Here is an 18,106-nt window from a genome sequence, read left to right on the forward strand (position 1 = left end):
CTATGGTTACCGAATCATTTAAGGAAACGATGAAGTTCTACAACGATGGGCTGCAACTTTACAAAAATCGCAAGTTCAGAGAAGCCTTAGAGCTTTTTAAGAGAGCCTTGGAAATCACTCCTGACGATGGTCCTTCTAAAAAATACATAGGCAGATGCGAAGCGTTTATCGCAAACCCTCCTCCCGATGACTGGGATGGGGTCTTTGAAATGAAAACCAAGTAACCCAGGAATCATGACTAAAAAAGCAACCGTTAGCCATAAACCGGCTCGTAACCTTACTGAATACGGAGCCATCTCCACCGTTCTGGGAAAGGAAACTTCCTTTTCCGGGATTCTGAATTTTCGTAAACCTTTGGAAATTTCTGGCCAATTCCAAGGCGAGATCGAATCTGAAGGATTTTTATTGATCAGCGAAGGCGCAAAGGTCAAGGCGAACATCAAAGCCGGGACTGTAATCGTGGGTGGAGAGATCACCGGAAATGTGATCGCGACACAAAGATTAGAAATGCTACCGAGCGGAAAAGTAAACGGAAACATCAAGACAGCAAAGTTGCAGATCGCGGACGGAGTGGTCTTCGAAGGCAACTGCGAAATGATCCTTCCTAATAAGGATTGACCCCTCGGGTCTTTCTGCAATATTGGTATCCACAAGCCCGAAACGACCGTTGGATAGTGCAAAAGTCGGAAAAATCGCCTTAGCAATTATCCTGGGAACCCTGGTTGGCGCTGTTGCCGGAGTAATCTTAGACCATCTACTAGGTCTTTCTTTCTTCTCCAAGGGGCTTCTCAAAGAAGCGTTCTCGTTAGAGCTGTATGTAATTAAAGTCGAGATTCAATTTACCCCTGCGAGCCTGTTCGGGCTTGTGGCGACATTGTTTTTCGTACTAAAAAAGGGGTAAACAACTCATGTCCGTAATTTCCATGAAAAATCTATTGGAGACCGGTGTACACTTCGGTCACCAGACTCGTAAATGGAATCCAAAAATGGCTCCGTATGTCTTCACAGCAAGAAACGGAATCCATATCATCGACCTTCAAAAAACCGTTCAGAAGGCAAAAGAAGCTTATGATGCTCTCAAGAGACTGACTAACGACGGCAAAAAGGTTTTATTTGTAGGAACTAAAAAGCAAGCCAGAGGAGCGATCGAAAGAGAAGCACTCCGCTGCAGCATGTTCTTTATCAACAATCGCTGGCCAGGTGGTTTATTAACAAACTGGAATACAGTAAAAAAATCCATCGCTCGTTTGAAAAAACTAGAGGGAATGGAAGCAGATAACACTTTCGAAAAAGAAGTAAAAACCAAGAAGGAAGTTCTCGCATTGCGTAGAGAAATGGAGAAACTTCGTAAGACCCTAGGCGGAATCAAAGACATGGTTACGATTCCGGAAATTCTGTTCGTGATCGATCCTAAGAAAGAAGAAATCGCTGTAAAGGAAGCGCGTAAACTCGGACTGAAAATTTTCGCAGTCGTGGATACAAATTGCGATCCTGAACTGATCGATTATCCAATCCCAGGAAACGATGATGCGATTCGTGCGATCTCTCTTTTCTTGGAGACAATGTCGAATGCGGTGATCGAAGGAACAGGCGGAGTCGTAGAACAACCTCGCTTTAGCGAAGATCTGGATTCGGAAGCACTTGCTCTGGAATACCAAGGTGAGTACGATGAAAGCGGTAAGTTCATCATGGACGAAGATTTGGATAAGAAAGCTGCAGCAGCTGCTTCTTCTTCTACTACTACTGAAGAGCCACCTGCTGCTACTTCCGAAGACAAAGGCAGCGCATCAGCTGCTACCACAATCGAAATCGATAAGAAAGAGTAAGGAGAAAGACTTTGTCAGCATCTACCACAGATTTGATTAAAGAGCTCCGTGACCGAACTGGCGCGGGGCTGATGGATTGTAAAAAAGCTCTCGCAGAGAACGGTAACAATATCGAAAAGTCCATGGACTGGCTGCGTGAAAAAGGAATCGCAAAGGCTGCGAAAAAGGCCGGTCGCGTAACCAAAGAAGGACGCGTCGTTTCCTATATCCACGGAGACGGAAAGATCGGAGTGCTATTGGAGCTCAACTCTGAGACTGATTTCGTAGCTAGAAACGAAGCTTTCGAAACTCTCGGAAAAGAGATCTGCATGCAAATCGCAGCGATGTCTCCTTTGTATGTGAGCGAAGAACAAGTTCCAGCAGATGAGATCGAAAAAGAAAAGAAAGTACTCGAAAGCCAGCTCAAAGAAGAAGGCAAAAAACCAGAGCAGATCGAAAAGATCGTTCCGGGAAAAATCAAGAAATACTACTCCGAAGTTTGTCTTTTGAACCAAGCATTCATCAAGGACAATGCAAAGACTGTGGATGATTTGATCAAAGAATCCATTTCTAAATTCGGAGAGAATATCACGATCGCTCGATTCTCCAGATACCAGGTAGGCGGTCTGTAGACCTTGGGCTCAGAGTCGGCTCAGTATAAGAGAATCTTAATAAAACTCTCCGGTGAGGCACTCGCCGGAGAAGGCGAATTCGGGATTGATACAAACAAGGCTCACTCTCTCGCCGAAGAAATCCAAGAAGTACATTCCTTAGGCGTGGAAATCGCCTTAGTAGTCGGAGGTGGAAACATTATCCGAGGCACGAATCTCGCCAAGGCCGGAATCGATCGCGCTACTGCGGACTATATGGGAATGCTCGCTACGATCCAGAACGCTCTGGCACTGCAAGATGCCTGCGAAAAAAAGGGGATCTATACCCGGGTTCAGTCAGCGATCGAGATCAATTCGATTGCAGAAAGCTATATCCGACGAAGGGCAGTCCGCCACTTAGAGAAAAAAAGAATCGTTATCTTTGCGGGTGGTACTGGAAATCCATATTTTACCACGGACACTACTGCCAGCCTTAGGGCAGTAGAAGTCGGTTGCGAAGTGATCTTTAAAGCGACCAAAGTGGATGGAGTTTATACGGCCGACCCCAAAAAAGAACCTACTGCAAAAAGATACAGTAGGATCTCCTTCATGGAATCTATCAAGCGCAGATTGAAGGTAATGGATTCCACTGCATTAAGCCTTTGCATGGAAAATAATATGTCCATTATCGTATTTGACATTTTTAAACGCGGTAATTTAAAAGATCTGGTCATAGGAAAGAATATAGGCACCCTTATCTCGAATTCGGAGGATATACGGATCGATGGCGAATGAGGAAGTACTAAACGCTATGAAGGCAAAGATGGAGAAGTCCGTGGAACTTCTTCGAAAAGACTTTGCAAGCATTCGAACCGGCAGGGCAAATCCTGCTTTGATCGAAGATCTAAAAGTAGAATACTACGGCACTCCAACTCCAATCAATCAGTTGGGAAATATTACGGTTCCTGAACCTAGATTGCTAGTCTTATCTCCCTATGATAAATCGATTATCAAGGACATCGAAAAAGCAATTCAGGCTTCTGGATTGGGACTGACTCCTACGAACGATGGTAGCGTGATCCGGATCGCGATTCCGGAGCTGACCGGAGAAAGGAGAAAAGAGCTAGCGAAGCTAGTAAAGGCAAAATCCGAAGAGAAAAAAGTCGCTGTTCGAAATATCCGTCGGGATGCGATGGAAGATATTAAGAAGCATCACTCTGAAGGAAAGTCCCAGGACGAACTAAAGAACCTGCAAGACCAGGTCCAAAAAGTAACTGATTCTTATATCGATAAAATCTCCGCAGTGACTTCCGAAAAGGAGAAGGAAATCACTACAGTCTAAAGTGGCTTCTTTCAAAACAAACCTACCTCGCCACGTGGCGGTCATCATGGATGGGAATGGCCGCTGGGCTACTTCTCGAGGACTTTCCAGATCCGAGGGCCATAGGGCCGGTGCAGATTCCATCGACAAATTGATGGACGCGAGTCTTTCTTTAGGGCTCGAAAACGTTTCTCTCTATGCCTTTTCTACGGAAAACTGGAAGAGGCCGATCACAGAGATCAAATCCATTTTCGAGCTATTAGTGGAATACATAGATTCCAGATTGCAGACCATCCACGAAAAAGGGATACGAATTCACCACTCAGGTTCTAGAAAGAGACTCACTTCGAAGGTACTCGCAAAAATAGATCATGCAGTTGAGCAGACAAAGCGAAACCGAAAACTAAATGTAAACTTTTGCTTGAACTACGGTTCTCAAGAAGAAGTTCTTCAAGCTGCGCAAAAAGTATTCGCGGATCGTTGGAAGAAAAAGGTATCCCCTGAAAAACCGATCTCCGTCAAGGAACTCGAAAAATATTTGTATACACACCCCCTTCCTTCCGTAGATTTACTGATCAGAACCGCCGGCGAAAGAAGGCTTTCTAATTTTCTGCTTTGGCAATCCGCTTATGCGGAGCTTTTCTTTACGGAAACTTTATGGCCGGAATTTAACAGGCAGAGTCTGGAAGAAGCTTTGGACTGGTTCAAAAAACGTACGAGAAAGTTCGGAGGTTTGGAGAATGGGTGAAACAACGAAACGGATCCTTTCGGCAGCAGTGCTTGTGGCATTGTATCTGTTTATGATCTTTTACAAAGATTTCTACTATCTTCAAACTTATTTCATCTTGGCAATCGGTGGAATTATTGGGATTAGCGAATTCTACCGGTTGGCCGATCGAGGACCGAATGGAAGACCTTTCAAAGGTACTGGGATCTTTTTCTTTTTGGTCATACTTTCCCTCTATTATTTCCGTTTCATCGCGTCACAGAACAAATTTTTACCTCCTTCATTCTTCGATAAGAATATTTCTTTATTCGTACCACCTTTTGACGCGATTACCTTTTCATTGATTACGCTTTTCTTATGTAGTTTCGTTTTGCAGATCACAAGAAGACCTTTGGATGGGGCTATTTTCTCTGTGTCCTCGACATTTATCGGAGTGTTTTATTCCGCGATTCCTTTGGGGCATTTGATGCTGCTATTAGGAATGAACCAGGGGATTTATTATATTTTTCTGGTTTCGGTCGCGACTTTCATGACGGATGTAGGCGGTTATTTCGGAGGAAGATGGTTCGGAAGAAATCCCGCAGGACTTGCGATTTCTCCTAAAAAAACTTGGGAAGGATATTTTTCCGGGATCGTCGTTGCAGCAGGATCCGTATTCTTGCTGAACTTTATCTGGGAAAAAACGACTTCTTTTGTGCCTCCGGTCACAGGAATGGAGGTGTTGCTCATTTCTGCAGTGGTTTCTCTGGTCGGAACCGTCGGGGATTTGTTGGAATCGGCAATGAAGCGTGATGCAAAAGTTAAAGATTCCGGGAATCTGATTCCGGGTCACGGTGGAATATTGGATCGTGCGGACTCTCTTTTGCTTACGGTTCCGATCTTATACTTCTATCTACAGATCAAAGGAGCGTTGGGCTTCGCAGTCTAACACTAGTATGGCTAGGAACGTCTGCATCCTTGGTGCCTCAGGATCGGTGGGCGAGTCCACATTGAAGGTGCTCCGCGCCTTTCCCGAAGAGTTTCATCTTCATTCATTCAGCGTTCATTCGAATTTAGAAAAGGCAATGAAAGTTGTGGAGGAGTTCCAACCGGAATTCCTGTGTATCACTTCTGAATTTGCCGACCGTACGAAACTAGGTTCCAAATACAAAAATACTTCCGTGCTCTATGGGGCATCTTCGCTTTGCGAATTGGTAAAAATCCCGGAGATAGAGACTGTTGTGACTGCACTGGTAGGTGCCGCAGGAGTTTTGCCCACCGTAGAAGCTATCAAAGCGGGAAAGAAGATCGGAATCGCAAACAAGGAAACTCTAGTTACCTGCGGCCCTTATATTAATCATCTATTAGAAAATTCTAATTCTATTTTGGTTCCTGTAGATTCTGAGCACAATGCGATCTACCAACTTTTGTCTTCGGTAAAAAAGGATTCGGTAGAAAGGATACTTTTGACCGCCTCCGGAGGTCCGTTCCGAACGTTGCCCTTGGAAGAATTGTCTAAGGTCACCGTGGAACAGACTTTAAAGCATCCTACTTGGAATATGGGTCCGAAAATCACCGTAGATTCTGCCGGAATGATCAACAAGGGCCTGGAAGTGATCGAAGCTCACTACCTGTTCGGATTTCCTTACGAAAAAATCGGAGTTACAATCCATCCTCAGAGTATCGCGCACGGAATCGTAGAAACAAAAGATGGCGCTAGTTTTGTATATTCATCTTATCCAGACATGATTTTTCCTGTGGCTCACTCTTTATTTTATCCGGAAACGGTTCCGAAAGTGCTAAGATATTATCCGGCGACCGATTGGGGAAAATTAGAGTTCATGGATGTGGATCCAGAACGTTATCCTGGTTTGGCTCTCGCATACGAGGCAGGTAAAGTCGGAGGAACTGCACCTTCGATTTTTAATGCGGCGAACGAAGTAGCCGTGGAACTCTTTTTGCAAAAAGAGGTCCGATTTATTGATATTCCAGAATTGATCCGATCTGCTCTTGAATCCGTCGAAGTGACTTACCCGGTCGAATTGGAAGGTTATCTGAAAGCAGATTTCAATGCCAGGGAATTCATTAGAAATTCCCGAAACAAGAAGGTACTACCGTTATGCTAACCCTTATTTTCGGGGCGGTGTTTATGCTCGCCCTTTGTATTTTTATTCATGAATTAGGCCACCTAGTAATGGGCTGGTTAGTCGGAGTGCAAGCCAGGGTTTTCTCTATTGGATATGGAAAAGGAATCTGGAAAAAGAAAATCGGAGAGACAACTTTTCAAGTCACCGGTTTGCCCATCGGAGGCTACGTACTTTTCAAAGGAGACGAGTACGGTAACAATGTAAAAGGAGAGAAAGGAGAATTTCTTTCGACTCCGCCTCTCAAGAGAATGGTCCCTGTCATCGGAGGACCGCTCTTCAACTTGCTCTTGGGCTTTGCTATATTTTTCGGACTCTATTTATTCGGACATACTCCGATCGGAAATCGAATTTACTTAGAACCTGCTTACAATGAAATTTCTCCGGCGTACCAAGCTGGCTTACGAAGCGGAGACAGAATTCTTTCCGTAAACGGAGCAGAGACAGAATCTGCTCAAGAAGTATTTACTCAAATCGGATTGTCCAAAGAAGGACCGGTGCAGATCCAAGCAGATAGAAATGGGGAAAAGCACCATTTTACAGTATATCCGAATCCTCAGTTTTTGAGACTCGGGATGGACGTCGCCGGAGATCGATGGGTAGAAGCCGATTTTGATCTTTCTGATCGAGTCGGCCACTGGTTCTCTTCCAAACTGGATAAGAACAAAGAAGCCGACAAATATTACAAAGAACGAATGGAGAAGATCGCAGAAGGCAATGATTTGCCTCCGGAAGTTCTGGTCCGACAAGAAGCCAAGGAAAGGGCCGCGCTTTTACAATCCAGAGCCCTGGATTATCTGAACGATGGGGACAGAATTCTCTCTGTAAACGGAAACGAGGTGCACACTGTTCCTCAATTGCAGGAAACTCTGGGCAGATTCCAAAAGCAGAATGTAAAACTTGAGATCGAGAGAAAAACGTATCCTCTCCTCAATCCTTGGTCGAGGGAAAAGACAGAGGTTAACATGCCGGTTCTTCCTGCATTTGTGGTGGAGCTCCGAGATTTGCAGGACCAAAAGTACCCCGATCTGAAACTTAGCTCCCGCTCTATTCTAAGTTATGACCCGGAAGTCAAGCTCAAGCTGATGAACCTGAGACTCGACGGAAAATCTTTCTCAAGCTTTGACGAATTCTTGGAATCTATCCGAGGCAAAATCGGATCCAGAGTTAAAATACGGTTGGGAGAAGATTCCTGGGAAGGAACTCCTCATATCAAAAATATCGGACTTTTGGGTTTTCGTGCGAGCATGTACGTAAACGAAGAAAGGATGAACCGCAAACTTTCCGTTTTTGAGGCATTTGTACAAGCTGGCTCGGATATAGGTAAGCTTGTGTCTGCCACTTTGAAAGGTCTCGGAATGCTACTGACCGGAATTTTGAAAGTAAAGGACAGCCTCGCTGGACCGGTAGGAATTGTAAAAGCATCCAACTACTTTATGGGTTCCGGAATCTTCGACTATCTTGAGTTTGTTGCGAACATTTCCATTGCTCTAATGATTATGAATTTACTTCCAATTCCTGTGGCCGACGGTGGACATATCGTATTTTTTGCATACGAAGCGGTGGCAGGAAGGCCTCTTCCTCAGAGGGTCATGGAAGGAATTCTTAGAATCGGATTCTTTTTTCTTTTGGGACTTGGGCTCTACGTCACCTATCACGATATCCTCCGATAGCGTTAGTACATGAGAGCATCCAAATATATTCTTCCTACAGAAAAAGAAAATCCAGCAGACGCGGTAGTTGCGTCTCATCGCCTGATGATCAGAGCCGGTCTGATCCGAAAATCTTCTTCCGGTTTGTATTTCTTTTTGCCCCTCGGACTTAGAATCCTGAAAAAAATCGAAAACATCGTTCGAGTAGAAATGGATGCGACTGGAGCCTTGGAGTTTGAGCTTCCGATCCTGACCCCGTCCGAGTTTTGGGAACAGTCAGGCCGTTGGTCAGTCATGGGAAAAGAAATGTTTCGGATTTCAGACCGTCATGAACAGCATTATTCACTCGGACCTACGCACGAAGAATCATTTTCAGTTTTAGTAAAACCTATGTTGAAATCCTACAAGGATCTTCCGGTCAACGTGTATCAAATTCATACAAAGTTTAGGGACGAGATTCGTCCTAGATTCGGCGTGATCCGATCCAGAGAGTTCATTATGAAAGATGCATATTCCTTTCATTTGGATGACGAGTCTCTGGAACAAACCTATCAGGAAATGAGGACCGCCTACCGAAAGATCTTTCAAAGATGCGGTTTAAAAACTATCCCAGTACAGGCGGACTCCGGTGCTATGGGAGGTTCTGCCTCGGAAGAGTTTATGGTCGTTTCTCCCATTGGAGAAGAAACACTGCTTTTGTGTTCTTCCTGCGGATATAATTCCAACAGTGAAAAAACTCCGTTCATCTTGCAGAACGATTCCTTTCCGAAAGGTCCGAGTGAAAAAAAGGAAGTTCCGACACCGAATAAAAAAGCGATCGATGAGGTCGCGGAGTTTATGGGAGTTCGTCCCGAGGACACGATCAAAGCAGTCGCAGTCAAGAACGGAAAAGAATCTCTACTCGTTTTCCTGAGGGGAGATCTGGATCTGAATGAAAATAAACTGAAGAGCGCTCTCAAGTGGACAGATCTAGAAATGGTTCCTGAGTCCGATTTGCAAGCGGCTGGTTTAGTTCCGGGTTATATCGGACCTTCGGATGTCAAATCTCCATTCCAGATTGTACTCGATACTTCGATTCGTAAGGACAGTCCCTACGTAGTGGGTGCCGGAAAGGACGGAGCGCATATCCAAGGTTATATGCCGAGCAGAGATCTGAAAATGGAATTTAAATCCATCGATGTCGCTTTGACCAGAGAAGGAGATCCTTGTCCGAACTGTAACAAGCCCTTAAAGGCAGAAAAGGGAATAGAAGTAGGTCATATTTTTAAGTTAGGCGATAAATATACCAAAGCTTTCCAGATCCAAGTTTTAGATCGACAAGGAAAGGCTAAGACTCTGACCATGGGATGCTACGGGATCGGGGTCAATCGCACCATGGCCACCGTGATCGAACAATGTAACGATGACAAAGGAATTTATTGGCCGATCAGCATCGCACCCTTTGAAATTTCCTTGGTCACGATTGCAAAAGGCGAAGAGCAGGAAACCAAAGCTTTAGAATTTTATGATGCACTCAAAAATGAGGGATTCGAAGTCTTTTGGGATGACAGAGATCTAGGTCCTGGGTTCAAATTCAAGGACTCTGAACTCATCGGGTTTCCGATTCGGATCACTGTCGGAAAAAAGTTCTTCGAATCTGGAGAAATTTCGATCTACAATCGTAAGAAGGATAAAGAAGAAATTGTGCCGTTTTCGGGATTTGACGATTTAATTTCCAGAGTGGAAACTCTTCGCCAAGAATTGTTCCAAGAATTACTAGAGGAGCAAAACTCCTAGGAAGGTATCATGGTCAAGGAACACAGCTTTACGGAAAAAGAAGGTTACTTCGGTGATTTCGGGGGGAGATATGCTCCGGAGATTCTGACCGAAGCGCTTTTGGATTTAGAAAAAACCTACCTCCGACTTAAGAAAAACAAAAAGTTTCAAAAAGAACTAGAGTATTACAGAAAGAACTATATAGGTCGTCCTTCCTTGCTGACCTACGCAGAAAGGCTCACTTCTGCTTGGGGCGGAGCAAGAATCTGGCTCAAAAGAGAAGATCTGAATCATACCGGATCGCATAAGATCAATAATACGATCGGACAAGCGCTAATCGCAAAAGAAATGGGAAAGCGCAGAATCATCGCCGAAACCGGAGCGGGCCAACACGGAGTCGCAACTGCCACGGTGGGAGCTCTCTTCGGTTTTGAAACCGTGGTTTTTATGGGGGAAGAGGATCTTAGACGTCAGAAATTAAACGAGATCCGCATGCAGATGTTAGGCGCAAGGGTAGTAGGAGTTTCCTCCGGAACCGCTACACTGAAGGACGCGACCTCCGAAGCGATGAGGGACTGGGCATTAAATGTTTCTAATACTCATTATATTGTTGGTTCCGTAATCGGGCCGCATCCGTTCCCTACGATTGTAAGGGACTTTCAGGCGGTGATCGGAGAGGAATCCAAAAAGCAGTTCAAAAAAAGAAATAACAAATTACCCGATGCGGTCGTCGCTTGCGTAGGCGGTGGTTCGAACGCGATGGGAATGTTTTACGGATTTCTAAAGGATAAAAAAGTAAAATTGTACGGAGTCGAAGCCGGTGGAAAAGGAAACCTTCCAGGCGAACACTCTGCTACGATGCTTTTTGGAAAACCCGGATTTTTGCATGGGACCAAAACTCTCGTCATACAAGATGAAGGCGGGCAAGTAGTTCCGGCACATTCGGTCAGTGCCGGCTTAGACTATCCGGGCGTAGGTCCCGAGCATGCGTATTTTCATTCTTCGGGAAGAGTAAAGTATGAAACGGTTTCTGACCAAGCCGCTCTGGATGCTTTTCTAGAAGTGTGCAGAATTGAAGGAATTATCCCAGCTTTAGAAACTGCTCACGCATTTCATTTTGCAAAATCTCTCGCCAAGGATTTAGGAAAAAAGAGGGATCTTTTGATTTGTTTGTCCGGAAGGGGAGACAAGGACGTAGCCGAAGTAGCTAGACTTACAGGACTCTCAGACGGAGGGATTCATTGAGCGCGATTGGAAGTGCATTTTCAAAAGATAAAAGTATTTTTATTCCTTACATTTCTTTGGGAGATCCTGATTACGATTCCTGTGTAGACTGGGCGAGTGCATTGATCGAGGGCGGTGCCGGAATTTTAGAACTCGGAATTCCGTTTTCGGATCCTGTGGCGGATGGACCGGTCATCCAGCAGGCCTTCAAGCGCGCGTTAGTTCATCCTTTTTCCATGGACAAGATTTTGGATGTGACCGCAAAAATTCACGCGAAGTATCCTCATATTCCATTAGTCTATCTTACTTATTTTAATCCGATCTTTCATTACGGATTCGAAAGATTCGGGGAGAGGGCCAAAGCTTCGGGTGTGCAGGGTTTGATTCTCCCTGACCTTCCATACGATACCCCAGAAACTGAAGGACTTACGAAAGAGCTGAATCGAAGAGGAATTGATCTGATCCATTTGGTCACTCCTGCAACTCCTGCTGCAAGGATGAAGGGAATCCGAGATTTTGCGAGTGGTTTTATCTACTATGTGACTTCCTATGGGGTGACAGGCGAGAGAACAACTTTATCCGATGGATTGGAAAAAAGGATTCAGACTGCGCAGAAATTATTTTCTCTCCCTGTTTGCGCCGGATTTGGAATTTCTACGCCCGAACAAGCGGCAGAAATCTCTTCGTTTGCGGATGGAATTATCATCGGGTCCGCGGTCCAGAGAATTATAGAACAGAACGGCTCGGAACCGGAAAAGTGCAAAGTAAAATTAAAAGAGTACGCCCTTTCTGTTTCTCGCTCTCTTCGAGGATTCGAACAACAAGCAGGTTAATTTCTTTTTTTCCTTTTTTGCGAACTAGTGTAGAACAACGGAAACCTCGCATTTTCTTTCCAAAGAAATGGGAAGAAAATTGACGGATCCGAAACGGTATGGAGAATCCTCCCAGTTCGACCGGAGGAAAAAATGAGCGAATCCAAGACCCCTTTAAAGCTGACTTGGCAGGATTGGTTAGGCATCGTATCCGTTGTTCTTGGAGTTCCCTGTTATATCTACTATGCCCTCTATCCCACTTCCACGCTAGCGTTTACTTTTGTACTCGTAGGTGGATTTCTCATCTTCGAGTCCGCTTACTTCTTTTACAAGTTCCTGGAAAAGATAGCGGTCAAGAAAAAGCAAGAAGTAGGTAGTCTATGGTTGGCATTCGTAGTTTCGCTGATCGTAATTGATTTATATGTAATATTTACTCCTGCCTCGGATCTCGAAGAATCATCGGTTTCATGGAGATTCAACCTCGTAAAAGGAGGGATCACTAAGAGCGAAAAGGAATCGGACGAAGGCACGATCGAATATATCAAATACAATCCTCCGGAAGACGCAAGACGTGACATTCAGATCATAGGAATCACTACCAATACGTTAGAGCAGTTGGAAGGTCAGTGGCCTTTGCCTTGGAAATATTATGCAAGTGTGATTGAAAAGTTCAAATCCACTACTAATCACCTTATGTTCGACATTTTCTTTGTGGATTACAAACCGGGTCAGACCGACGAAATGGCAAAAGCGCTTACTGGTAATCCGCGGGTAATGTTCGACTACCCGATGGAGACTAGTCTCGAGTCTAAATCCGCGATTATCAATCTAGAAAGTCGAATCGATATTTTAAGAAAGTTTAAATTAGAAAATGTCCAGGATTCGGGAGATGTCGGACAGAGCTGGTTGAAATTTCCTCAGCCTCCGATTGAGCCAGTAGGAGACAAATCCTCCGGACTCGGATTTGCAAATATTAAAAAAGACGAAAGCGGCTTAAACCGCAGAATGCCAATCGTCGCAAAACTGTACAACTCAGGTCCGTACAAAGAAACCGAATATTATCCATCCATAGACCTAGTGATTGCCTGTAATTATTTCGGTGTGGATATCAAGAAAGACGTAGAAGTTGTGATGGGAAAATACGTCAAAATCAAGAATATTCCCAAGAAAGAAATTACGAACTTCAATTTCAAAACCATGAAGCGCGAGACAAACGACATCATGGCTAAACCGAATGAAAAAAGAGAGATCACAATTCCGATCGACGAATTCGGCCAAATGGAAATCAATTTTGCCGGCGGACTGTATTCATTCAAAAATACGGAACTATTTGAAGTGGCCAAACTTTGGGAAGCTGACACTGCTGCCCAGTACGAGAACAATATTTTCCTAGTCGCTATGTATTATGCGACCGGAAGAGGGGCCGCAAAAGATACCCACTTATCCCCGTTTGGTGATATGTCTGGAATCGAACACCACGCCCATGCGATCAACACCATACTCAATCAGGACTTCTTAAGAGAATTTCCGACTTGGGCAAACTTCCTGATTTTTCTGATCGTCGGCTTGATTGTCGGGCTAGTACAGCCTAGGTTGAAGACGGCCTTGGGTTTTGCGTTTATCGTAGTCTTTGCTATTTTATACAGCGTACTGACTCTAATAAACTTTTCGGAATTCAATATAGTTCACGTTTTCCCGATGGTTCTCATGGAGCAGGCATTTATCTTTGTTGGGATCACCGGTTATAAAATCTTAACCGAAGAGGAAAACGTAAAATATATCCGAAGCACATTCTCAAAATTCGTCTCCAAAGACGTAGTCGATGAATTACTCAAAAATCCAGACAATCTGAACTTAGGTGGCTCCAAAAGAGACATCACCATTTTCTTCTCGGATATCCGCGGATTTACCACAATGTCCGAAAAAATGGGTCCAGAAGAGCTTGTTCAATTTTTGAACCAATATCTGTCTGAAATGACCGAGATCATTATTGAGTTCAAGGGAACGATTGATAAATACATGGGCGATGCGATAATGGCATTCTGGGGGGCTCCGGTGCCCTTAGAGGATCATGCGTATTATGCATGTGCCGCTTCTATCGCTCAGATGAGAAGGCTCGCAGCCTTGAAAGAAGAGTGGAAGAGTAGGGATCTCCCAGTAATGGATATCGGTATCGGGTTAAATTCCGGCCCGGCGGTCGTAGGAAATATGGGAAGTTCCCACCGTATGGATTTTACGTGTATGGGAGACACCATCAACCTGGGATCTCGCTTGGAGGGATCGAACAAGGAATACGGTACTCATATTATTATATCGGAATATACTTACGAGAAGGTCAAGGACCGCATCGTCGCTCGGGAACTGGACTTGGTCAAAGTTAAAGGAAAGACCAAACCTGTTCGAATCTATGAGTTAATAGACTTGGTGAACGAAGAGGATCTGAAGCATTTAAGAAGACCACTCCAAGAAGCGGAGCAGTCCTAATGACCCGAATAGACGGAATTGATGCAACAGGACTTTTTAGATGGTATCCGCAGCCCTGCGGACATACGAAAACTCTCCATAGAGGAGCTCCCACAACTTTGTTCTGAAGTCCGTGGCTATATAATTGATACACTCTCAGGGATTGGCGGCCATTTTGCTAGCAACCTGGGAGTGGTTGAACTCACGGTTGCCTTACACTATGTATTCGATACTCCTACCGATCGTCTGATCTGGGATGTAGGCCACCAAACGTATCCTCACAAAATTCTAACAGGCAGAAAATCGAAACTTTCCACCGTGAGAAAGTTCAAGGGGCTTTCTGGATTTCCCAAGAGGGAAGAGTCAGTCTACGATCTGTATAATACCGGACACGCAGGGACTTCCATCTCGCAGGCATTAGGTGAGGCAGTAGCAAGGGACCTGAACGGAAAAGACTATGGAGTCATCGCGATCATAGGTGATGCCTCGATCGCTACCGGCATGGCTCTGGAAGCGATGAATCATGCCGGCCACTTAAAGAAAAATCTTTTAGTGATTTTGAACGACAACTACATGTCTATATCGAAGAACGTAGGATCTATTTCCAACTATCTAAATAATATAATTACTTCTCATTTTTATCACAACTGGAAAACTGTATTTTATACTTTTCTAAAATGGCTGCCTATCATCGGTCCTGCAATGGAGAGCTTTTTCAAAAGGGTAGAAAAAGGCTTCAAGGACGTTTTCACTCCCGGCGGACTTTTCGAGGACCTTGGGTTCAGTTATATAGGACCAGAAGACGGTCACGACGTGATCCGTTTGGTTCGGATGCTTAGAAAAGTCAAGGAGATGGAAGGTCCGGTCTTATTTCATGTGATCACTCAAAAAGGGAAGGGATACACACCTGCCGAAAAGGATCCGATCAAATACCACGGAGTTACTCCTTTCCGAAAGGAAGACGGTCGAATGGAATCGTCCGACGAATCCAAGATCGCGTATTCCAAGATTGTCGGCAAGGTGCTAACTATGCTTACGGAGGAAAATCCCAAAGTTGCAGCAATTACACCGGCGATGATCGAAGGTTCCGGGTTAAGCGAATATGTAAGCAAATTTCCGGATCATGTATTCGATGTAGGAATTGCTGAGCAGCATTCTGTGGCCTTTGCAGGAGCTATGACAAACGGAGATGTAATCCCATATATGTGCATCTACTCTACTTTTTTGACTAGAGGGATGGACCAAATGGTAGAGGATGTTTCCCTGATGAATCTCCCGGTTCGATTTGTGATCGATCGTGCAGGTTGCGTAGGACCCGACGGAGAGACCCACCAAGGGCTTTTCGATTTGGCCTACCTCTTATCTTTACCTAACATGGATGTTTTTGTACCTTCTTCCGGTCAGGATCTTGTGGATTCTCTAAAGTTCATGGAGCATTACGATAAGGGCCCGATTGCGATCCGATTCCCTAAAGCCGCTGTAGCCTTGTCCAGTCTGGATTTCGAGAGAAGAACCGACCTGGACCCGGGGAGTTTTCGTGTTCTGAAAAGAGGAACCGATATTGCGCTACTATCGATCGGCTCCATGTTGCCCGAAGCGACTGAAGCAGCCTCACTTCTGGAGGAAGAGGGGATTTCGGTCACTTTGATAGATCTAGCATGGCTACGCCCACTCGGTAAAGAGGCGTTAGACGAGGAACTTTCTAGAGTTAGACATTTTGCGATTTTGGATGAAAGCTACATGGACGGAGGAGCCACCGGCTATTTATTACAGCGTATCTCTAACGAGTTGATCGGCAAATATCTCAAATCCTTTTCCTTTCCACCGGAACCAATCCACCACGGAGAGAGAAAGGAAATATTTGGAGAATACGGCTTAACCGGCCCGGCTATCGCTAAGTGGATTTTCAGTTCTTTGAAGAAGGAAGTCCTTCAAGGAAAACGTCATTAAGCATTTTCAAGAGGCGTCCGAAACTGAAAATAAAAACGGATAGCAATTTGGAAAACCTTACGCCCGAAGATTCTTTAGAGGCTGCAAAATTTTTTTATAAGACCGGAGACTTGGATCGTTCCGAGTTTCTTATCAAATCTGTTCTGGAACATAGAGAAGATCACGAGTCCTATTTCTTTTTGGGATTGATTGAAAACCAGAGGGGAAATTGGCAAAAGGGACTCTATTATTTTTACAGATCCGTAGAAAAGAATCCGGAATATGGCAACCCTTGCAATGAAATAGGAATCTTACTGCTTAGACTAGGGAGAGAAAGGGAAGCAGTTTTCTGGCTGAAAAAATCTCTTAGATGCGAACTGAACGATGCTCCCCATATTTCTCTGTTTAATTTAGCCACTTTGTATAAAATTTGGAACCGTCCTGAAAGATCTCTGCAATATCTTCACAAAGCAATTCAGTTAAAACCGGATTTTGAAGAAGCAAAAAGATTGAAGGAAGAACTGAATTCCGCGATTTAATCCGAACTAAAACTGCGAGGACTCTTGGTGAAACTGCAAATCCGAGATGCAATTCCGGGGGATTACGAACGAGCGATCCCTCTAATTTACAGCTCGGGTCCGTATGCTTTCGACTACGTATTTTTAGAAAATGGCAAGACTGCTCAGGATTTTCTACGTTTCGCTTTTAGGAAACGTGGGAACACCTTCAGTTACTCGAATCACGCAGTAGCTTGTTCCGATGAACTTGTCATTGGGACGATCGTACACTTCGAACAACCCGAATTCAGTTTTCTTAGTCTGGGAACAGCCATCGCAATCATGCAATTTTACGGATGGAATTCCTTTAAGGTGTTACTTAGGGGAATTCTTATGGAATCTCTAATTCAACCTCCACGCCGGAACAGGCTTTACCTCGGACATATAGCCGTAGACGAAAAGTTCAGAAGGAGGGGAATCGGTTCCGATTTGATTCGGTTTTGCCAGGACAAATTTGGAAATCGGAAAATTCTCGCCCTTGATGTATCGGCCGTGAACGATTCAGCTTGTAGCGTCTACCGAAAGTTCGGATTCAAGGAAATCGAAAAAAGGGATTTTAAAGATCGCTCCGCAAAAATTCCCAGTCACTTTTATATGGAGACGAACCTTTAGCGATTCATCGACATTTCTGGATCAAGTCGTTTTGTCGGTCCGAAATTCTACAGGCAAAGGCACTTCTGGTCCTTCGGAAGTTTCCAAAATCTTGACCTTTGCTTTTTCTGTTTTAAGTATCAGTCCGTCTTTTGTTTCTTCTATGTAATCGGATAGTGCGGATATTACGTTTCGAGCGAGTCTGTATTTCAAAAATTTGGAACCGATCTCTTTGGCATACAGTACACCTTCTCGATCTGCGGCGATTTCTAAATCGGATCTTTTGAATTTGATGCCAGCGTCGCTAGTAAAAACTAAATCTCCATCCACCTCTTCAAAAGAAGTGAGGAAAGAAGCATAGCCGTTTAATTCTAGGTATCCCTTTTCGGAGAGTTCTCCGAATTCGTTGCTAATGTATACGCCGTCCGAGGCTTCTCTTAATGATTTCCGAAAGTATTCAAGTATATCTTTTTGCTCGATATTCGAACCTCGAAAACACCAATCCCCGTTCGGAAGTATCTTTATTTCGCTGTCCAGCCGTCTCGCCATGATTCGTG

At 44.5% G+C, this 18,106-nt stretch carries 18 protein-coding genes and 1 pseudogene; 18 read left to right on the forward strand and 1 reads right to left on the reverse strand.

The annotated features are described in order from the left end of the window. Positions 1–2: 2 nt before the first annotated feature. The 18 genes and pseudogenes from CH373_RS14715 to CH373_RS14800 all read left to right on the forward strand — a co-directional run bounded on the left by CH373_RS14715 (position 3) and on the right by CH373_RS14800 (position 17,570). On the forward strand, positions 3–224 hold the full coding sequence (locus CH373_RS14715) for a tetratricopeptide repeat protein (protein WP_100714270.1): 222 nt from the start codon (positions 3–5) through the stop codon (positions 222–224). Positions 225–234: 10 nt separating this feature from the next. Continuing rightward, positions 235–618 carry a bactofilin family protein gene (locus tag CH373_RS14720; protein WP_100714269.1) on the forward strand — a complete coding sequence of 128 codons (384 nt, stop codon included), beginning with the start codon at positions 235–237 and terminating at the stop codon, positions 616–618. Between the two features lie 22 nt (positions 619–640). Further along, complete coding sequence (locus CH373_RS14725; protein ID WP_100714268.1) at positions 641–901, forward strand: hypothetical protein; 261 nt, start codon at positions 641–643, stop codon at positions 899–901. Positions 902–908: 7 nt separating this feature from the next. Next, on the forward strand, positions 909–1,826 hold the full coding sequence (rpsB, locus tag CH373_RS14730) for a 30S ribosomal protein S2 (RefSeq protein WP_100714267.1): 918 nt from the start codon (positions 909–911) through the stop codon (positions 1,824–1,826). 11 nt (positions 1,827–1,837) lie between these two features. After that, entirely contained in the window at positions 1,838–2,437 is a 600-nt protein-coding gene (gene tsf / locus CH373_RS14735) for a translation elongation factor Ts (RefSeq protein ID WP_100714266.1), read from the forward strand. Between the two features lie 3 nt (positions 2,438–2,440). Beyond that, a complete protein-coding gene (gene pyrH / locus CH373_RS14740; protein ID WP_100714265.1) occupies positions 2,441–3,190 on the forward strand; it encodes a UMP kinase in 750 nt (249 codons plus the stop codon). After that, positions 3,180–3,737, forward strand: coding sequence for a ribosome recycling factor (gene frr, locus CH373_RS14745; protein ID WP_100714264.1), 558 nt, complete (start codon positions 3,180–3,182; stop codon positions 3,735–3,737). The genes pyrH and frr overlap by 11 nt, the downstream gene beginning before the upstream one ends. 1 nt (position 3,738) lies before the next feature. Then, the gene (locus CH373_RS14750; RefSeq protein ID WP_100714263.1) at positions 3,739–4,464 is read left to right on the forward strand and encodes an isoprenyl transferase; all 726 of its coding nucleotides are present in this window, start codon (positions 3,739–3,741) and stop codon (positions 4,462–4,464) included. Further along, positions 4,457–5,371, forward strand: coding sequence for a phosphatidate cytidylyltransferase (locus CH373_RS14755; protein WP_100714262.1), 915 nt, complete (start codon positions 4,457–4,459; stop codon positions 5,369–5,371). Before CH373_RS14750 ends, CH373_RS14755 begins: the two co-directional genes overlap by 8 nt. A 7-nt stretch (positions 5,372–5,378) precedes the next feature. Beyond that, positions 5,379–6,548: a 1-deoxy-D-xylulose-5-phosphate reductoisomerase gene (gene dxr / locus CH373_RS14760; RefSeq protein ID WP_100714261.1), complete on the forward strand. Its 1,170-nt coding sequence runs from the start codon at positions 5,379–5,381 to the stop codon at positions 6,546–6,548. Continuing rightward, positions 6,542–8,239, forward strand: a complete 1,698-nt coding sequence (locus CH373_RS14765; RefSeq protein ID WP_100714260.1) for a site-2 protease family protein — start codon at positions 6,542–6,544, stop codon at positions 8,237–8,239. The genes dxr and CH373_RS14765 overlap by 7 nt, the downstream gene beginning before the upstream one ends. 9 nt (positions 8,240–8,248) lie before the next feature. Then, positions 8,249–9,994 (forward strand): proline--tRNA ligase, encoded by a 1,746-nt coding sequence (locus tag CH373_RS14770; RefSeq protein ID WP_100714259.1) that lies wholly within the window; start codon positions 8,249–8,251, stop codon positions 9,992–9,994. Between the two features lie 9 nt (positions 9,995–10,003). Continuing rightward, on the forward strand, positions 10,004–11,218 hold the full coding sequence (gene trpB, locus CH373_RS14775; RefSeq protein WP_100714258.1) for a tryptophan synthase subunit beta: 1,215 nt from the start codon (positions 10,004–10,006) through the stop codon (positions 11,216–11,218). Further along, the gene (trpA, locus tag CH373_RS14780; RefSeq protein ID WP_100714257.1) at positions 11,215–12,030 is read left to right on the forward strand and encodes a tryptophan synthase subunit alpha; all 816 of its coding nucleotides are present in this window, start codon (positions 11,215–11,217) and stop codon (positions 12,028–12,030) included. Before trpB ends, trpA begins: the two co-directional genes overlap by 4 nt. Positions 12,031–12,327: 297 nt before the next feature. Continuing rightward, positions 12,328–14,493: pseudogene (locus CH373_RS14785) on the forward strand (CHASE2 domain-containing protein); the annotation flags it as partial. 21 nt (positions 14,494–14,514) lie between these two features. Further along, complete coding sequence (dxs, locus tag CH373_RS14790; protein WP_100714255.1) at positions 14,515–16,422, forward strand: 1-deoxy-D-xylulose-5-phosphate synthase; 1,908 nt, start codon at positions 14,515–14,517, stop codon at positions 16,420–16,422. A 47-nt stretch (positions 16,423–16,469) separates the two neighbouring features. After that, positions 16,470–16,940, forward strand: coding sequence for a tetratricopeptide repeat protein (locus tag CH373_RS14795; RefSeq protein WP_100714349.1), 471 nt, complete (start codon positions 16,470–16,472; stop codon positions 16,938–16,940). Positions 16,941–16,967: 27 nt separating this feature from the next. Next, the gene (locus CH373_RS14800; RefSeq protein WP_243393415.1) at positions 16,968–17,570 is read left to right on the forward strand and encodes a GNAT family N-acetyltransferase; all 603 of its coding nucleotides are present in this window, start codon (positions 16,968–16,970) and stop codon (positions 17,568–17,570) included. Between the two features lie 21 nt (positions 17,571–17,591). Here CH373_RS14800 and CH373_RS14805 read toward each other — a convergent pair whose 3' ends face one another. Next, positions 17,592–18,098, reverse strand: coding sequence for a hypothetical protein (locus tag CH373_RS14805; RefSeq protein WP_100714253.1), 507 nt, complete (start codon positions 18,096–18,098; stop codon positions 17,592–17,594). Positions 18,099–18,106 lie beyond the last annotated feature (8 nt).

The sequence above is a fragment of the Leptospira perolatii genome, assembly GCF_002811875.1.
In the GTDB taxonomy this organism is placed as follows: Bacteria; Spirochaetota; Leptospiria; order Leptospirales; family Leptospiraceae; genus Leptospira_B; species Leptospira_B perolatii.

What these genes read in the sequence shown, in the direction of transcription:
- CH373_RS14715 (WP_100714270.1), top strand. Translation starts at nt 3, where the DNA reads ATGGTTACCGAATCATTTAAGGAAACGATGAAGTTCTACAACGATGGG.
- frr (WP_100714264.1), top strand. Translation starts at nt 3,180, where the DNA reads ATGGCGAATGAGGAAGTACTAAACGCTATGAAGGCAAAGATGGAGAAG.
- trpB (WP_100714258.1), top strand. Translation starts at nt 10,004, where the DNA reads ATGGTCAAGGAACACAGCTTTACGGAAAAAGAAGGTTACTTCGGTGAT.
- rpsB (WP_100714267.1), top strand. Translation starts at nt 909, where the DNA reads ATGTCCGTAATTTCCATGAAAAATCTATTGGAGACCGGTGTACACTTC.
- dxr (WP_100714261.1), top strand. Translation starts at nt 5,379, where the DNA reads ATGGCTAGGAACGTCTGCATCCTTGGTGCCTCAGGATCGGTGGGCGAG.
- CH373_RS14805 (WP_100714253.1), bottom strand. Translation starts at nt 18,098, where the DNA reads ATGGCGAGACGGCTGGACAGCGAAATAAAGATACTTCCGAACGGGGAT.
- CH373_RS14720 (WP_100714269.1), top strand. Translation starts at nt 235, where the DNA reads ATGACTAAAAAAGCAACCGTTAGCCATAAACCGGCTCGTAACCTTACT.
- dxs (WP_100714255.1), top strand. Translation starts at nt 14,515, where the DNA reads ATGCAACAGGACTTTTTAGATGGTATCCGCAGCCCTGCGGACATACGA.
- CH373_RS14755 (WP_100714262.1), top strand. Translation starts at nt 4,457, where the DNA reads ATGGGTGAAACAACGAAACGGATCCTTTCGGCAGCAGTGCTTGTGGCA.
- CH373_RS14770 (WP_100714259.1), top strand. Translation starts at nt 8,249, where the DNA reads ATGAGAGCATCCAAATATATTCTTCCTACAGAAAAAGAAAATCCAGCA.
- CH373_RS14765 (WP_100714260.1), top strand. Translation starts at nt 6,542, where the DNA reads ATGCTAACCCTTATTTTCGGGGCGGTGTTTATGCTCGCCCTTTGTATT.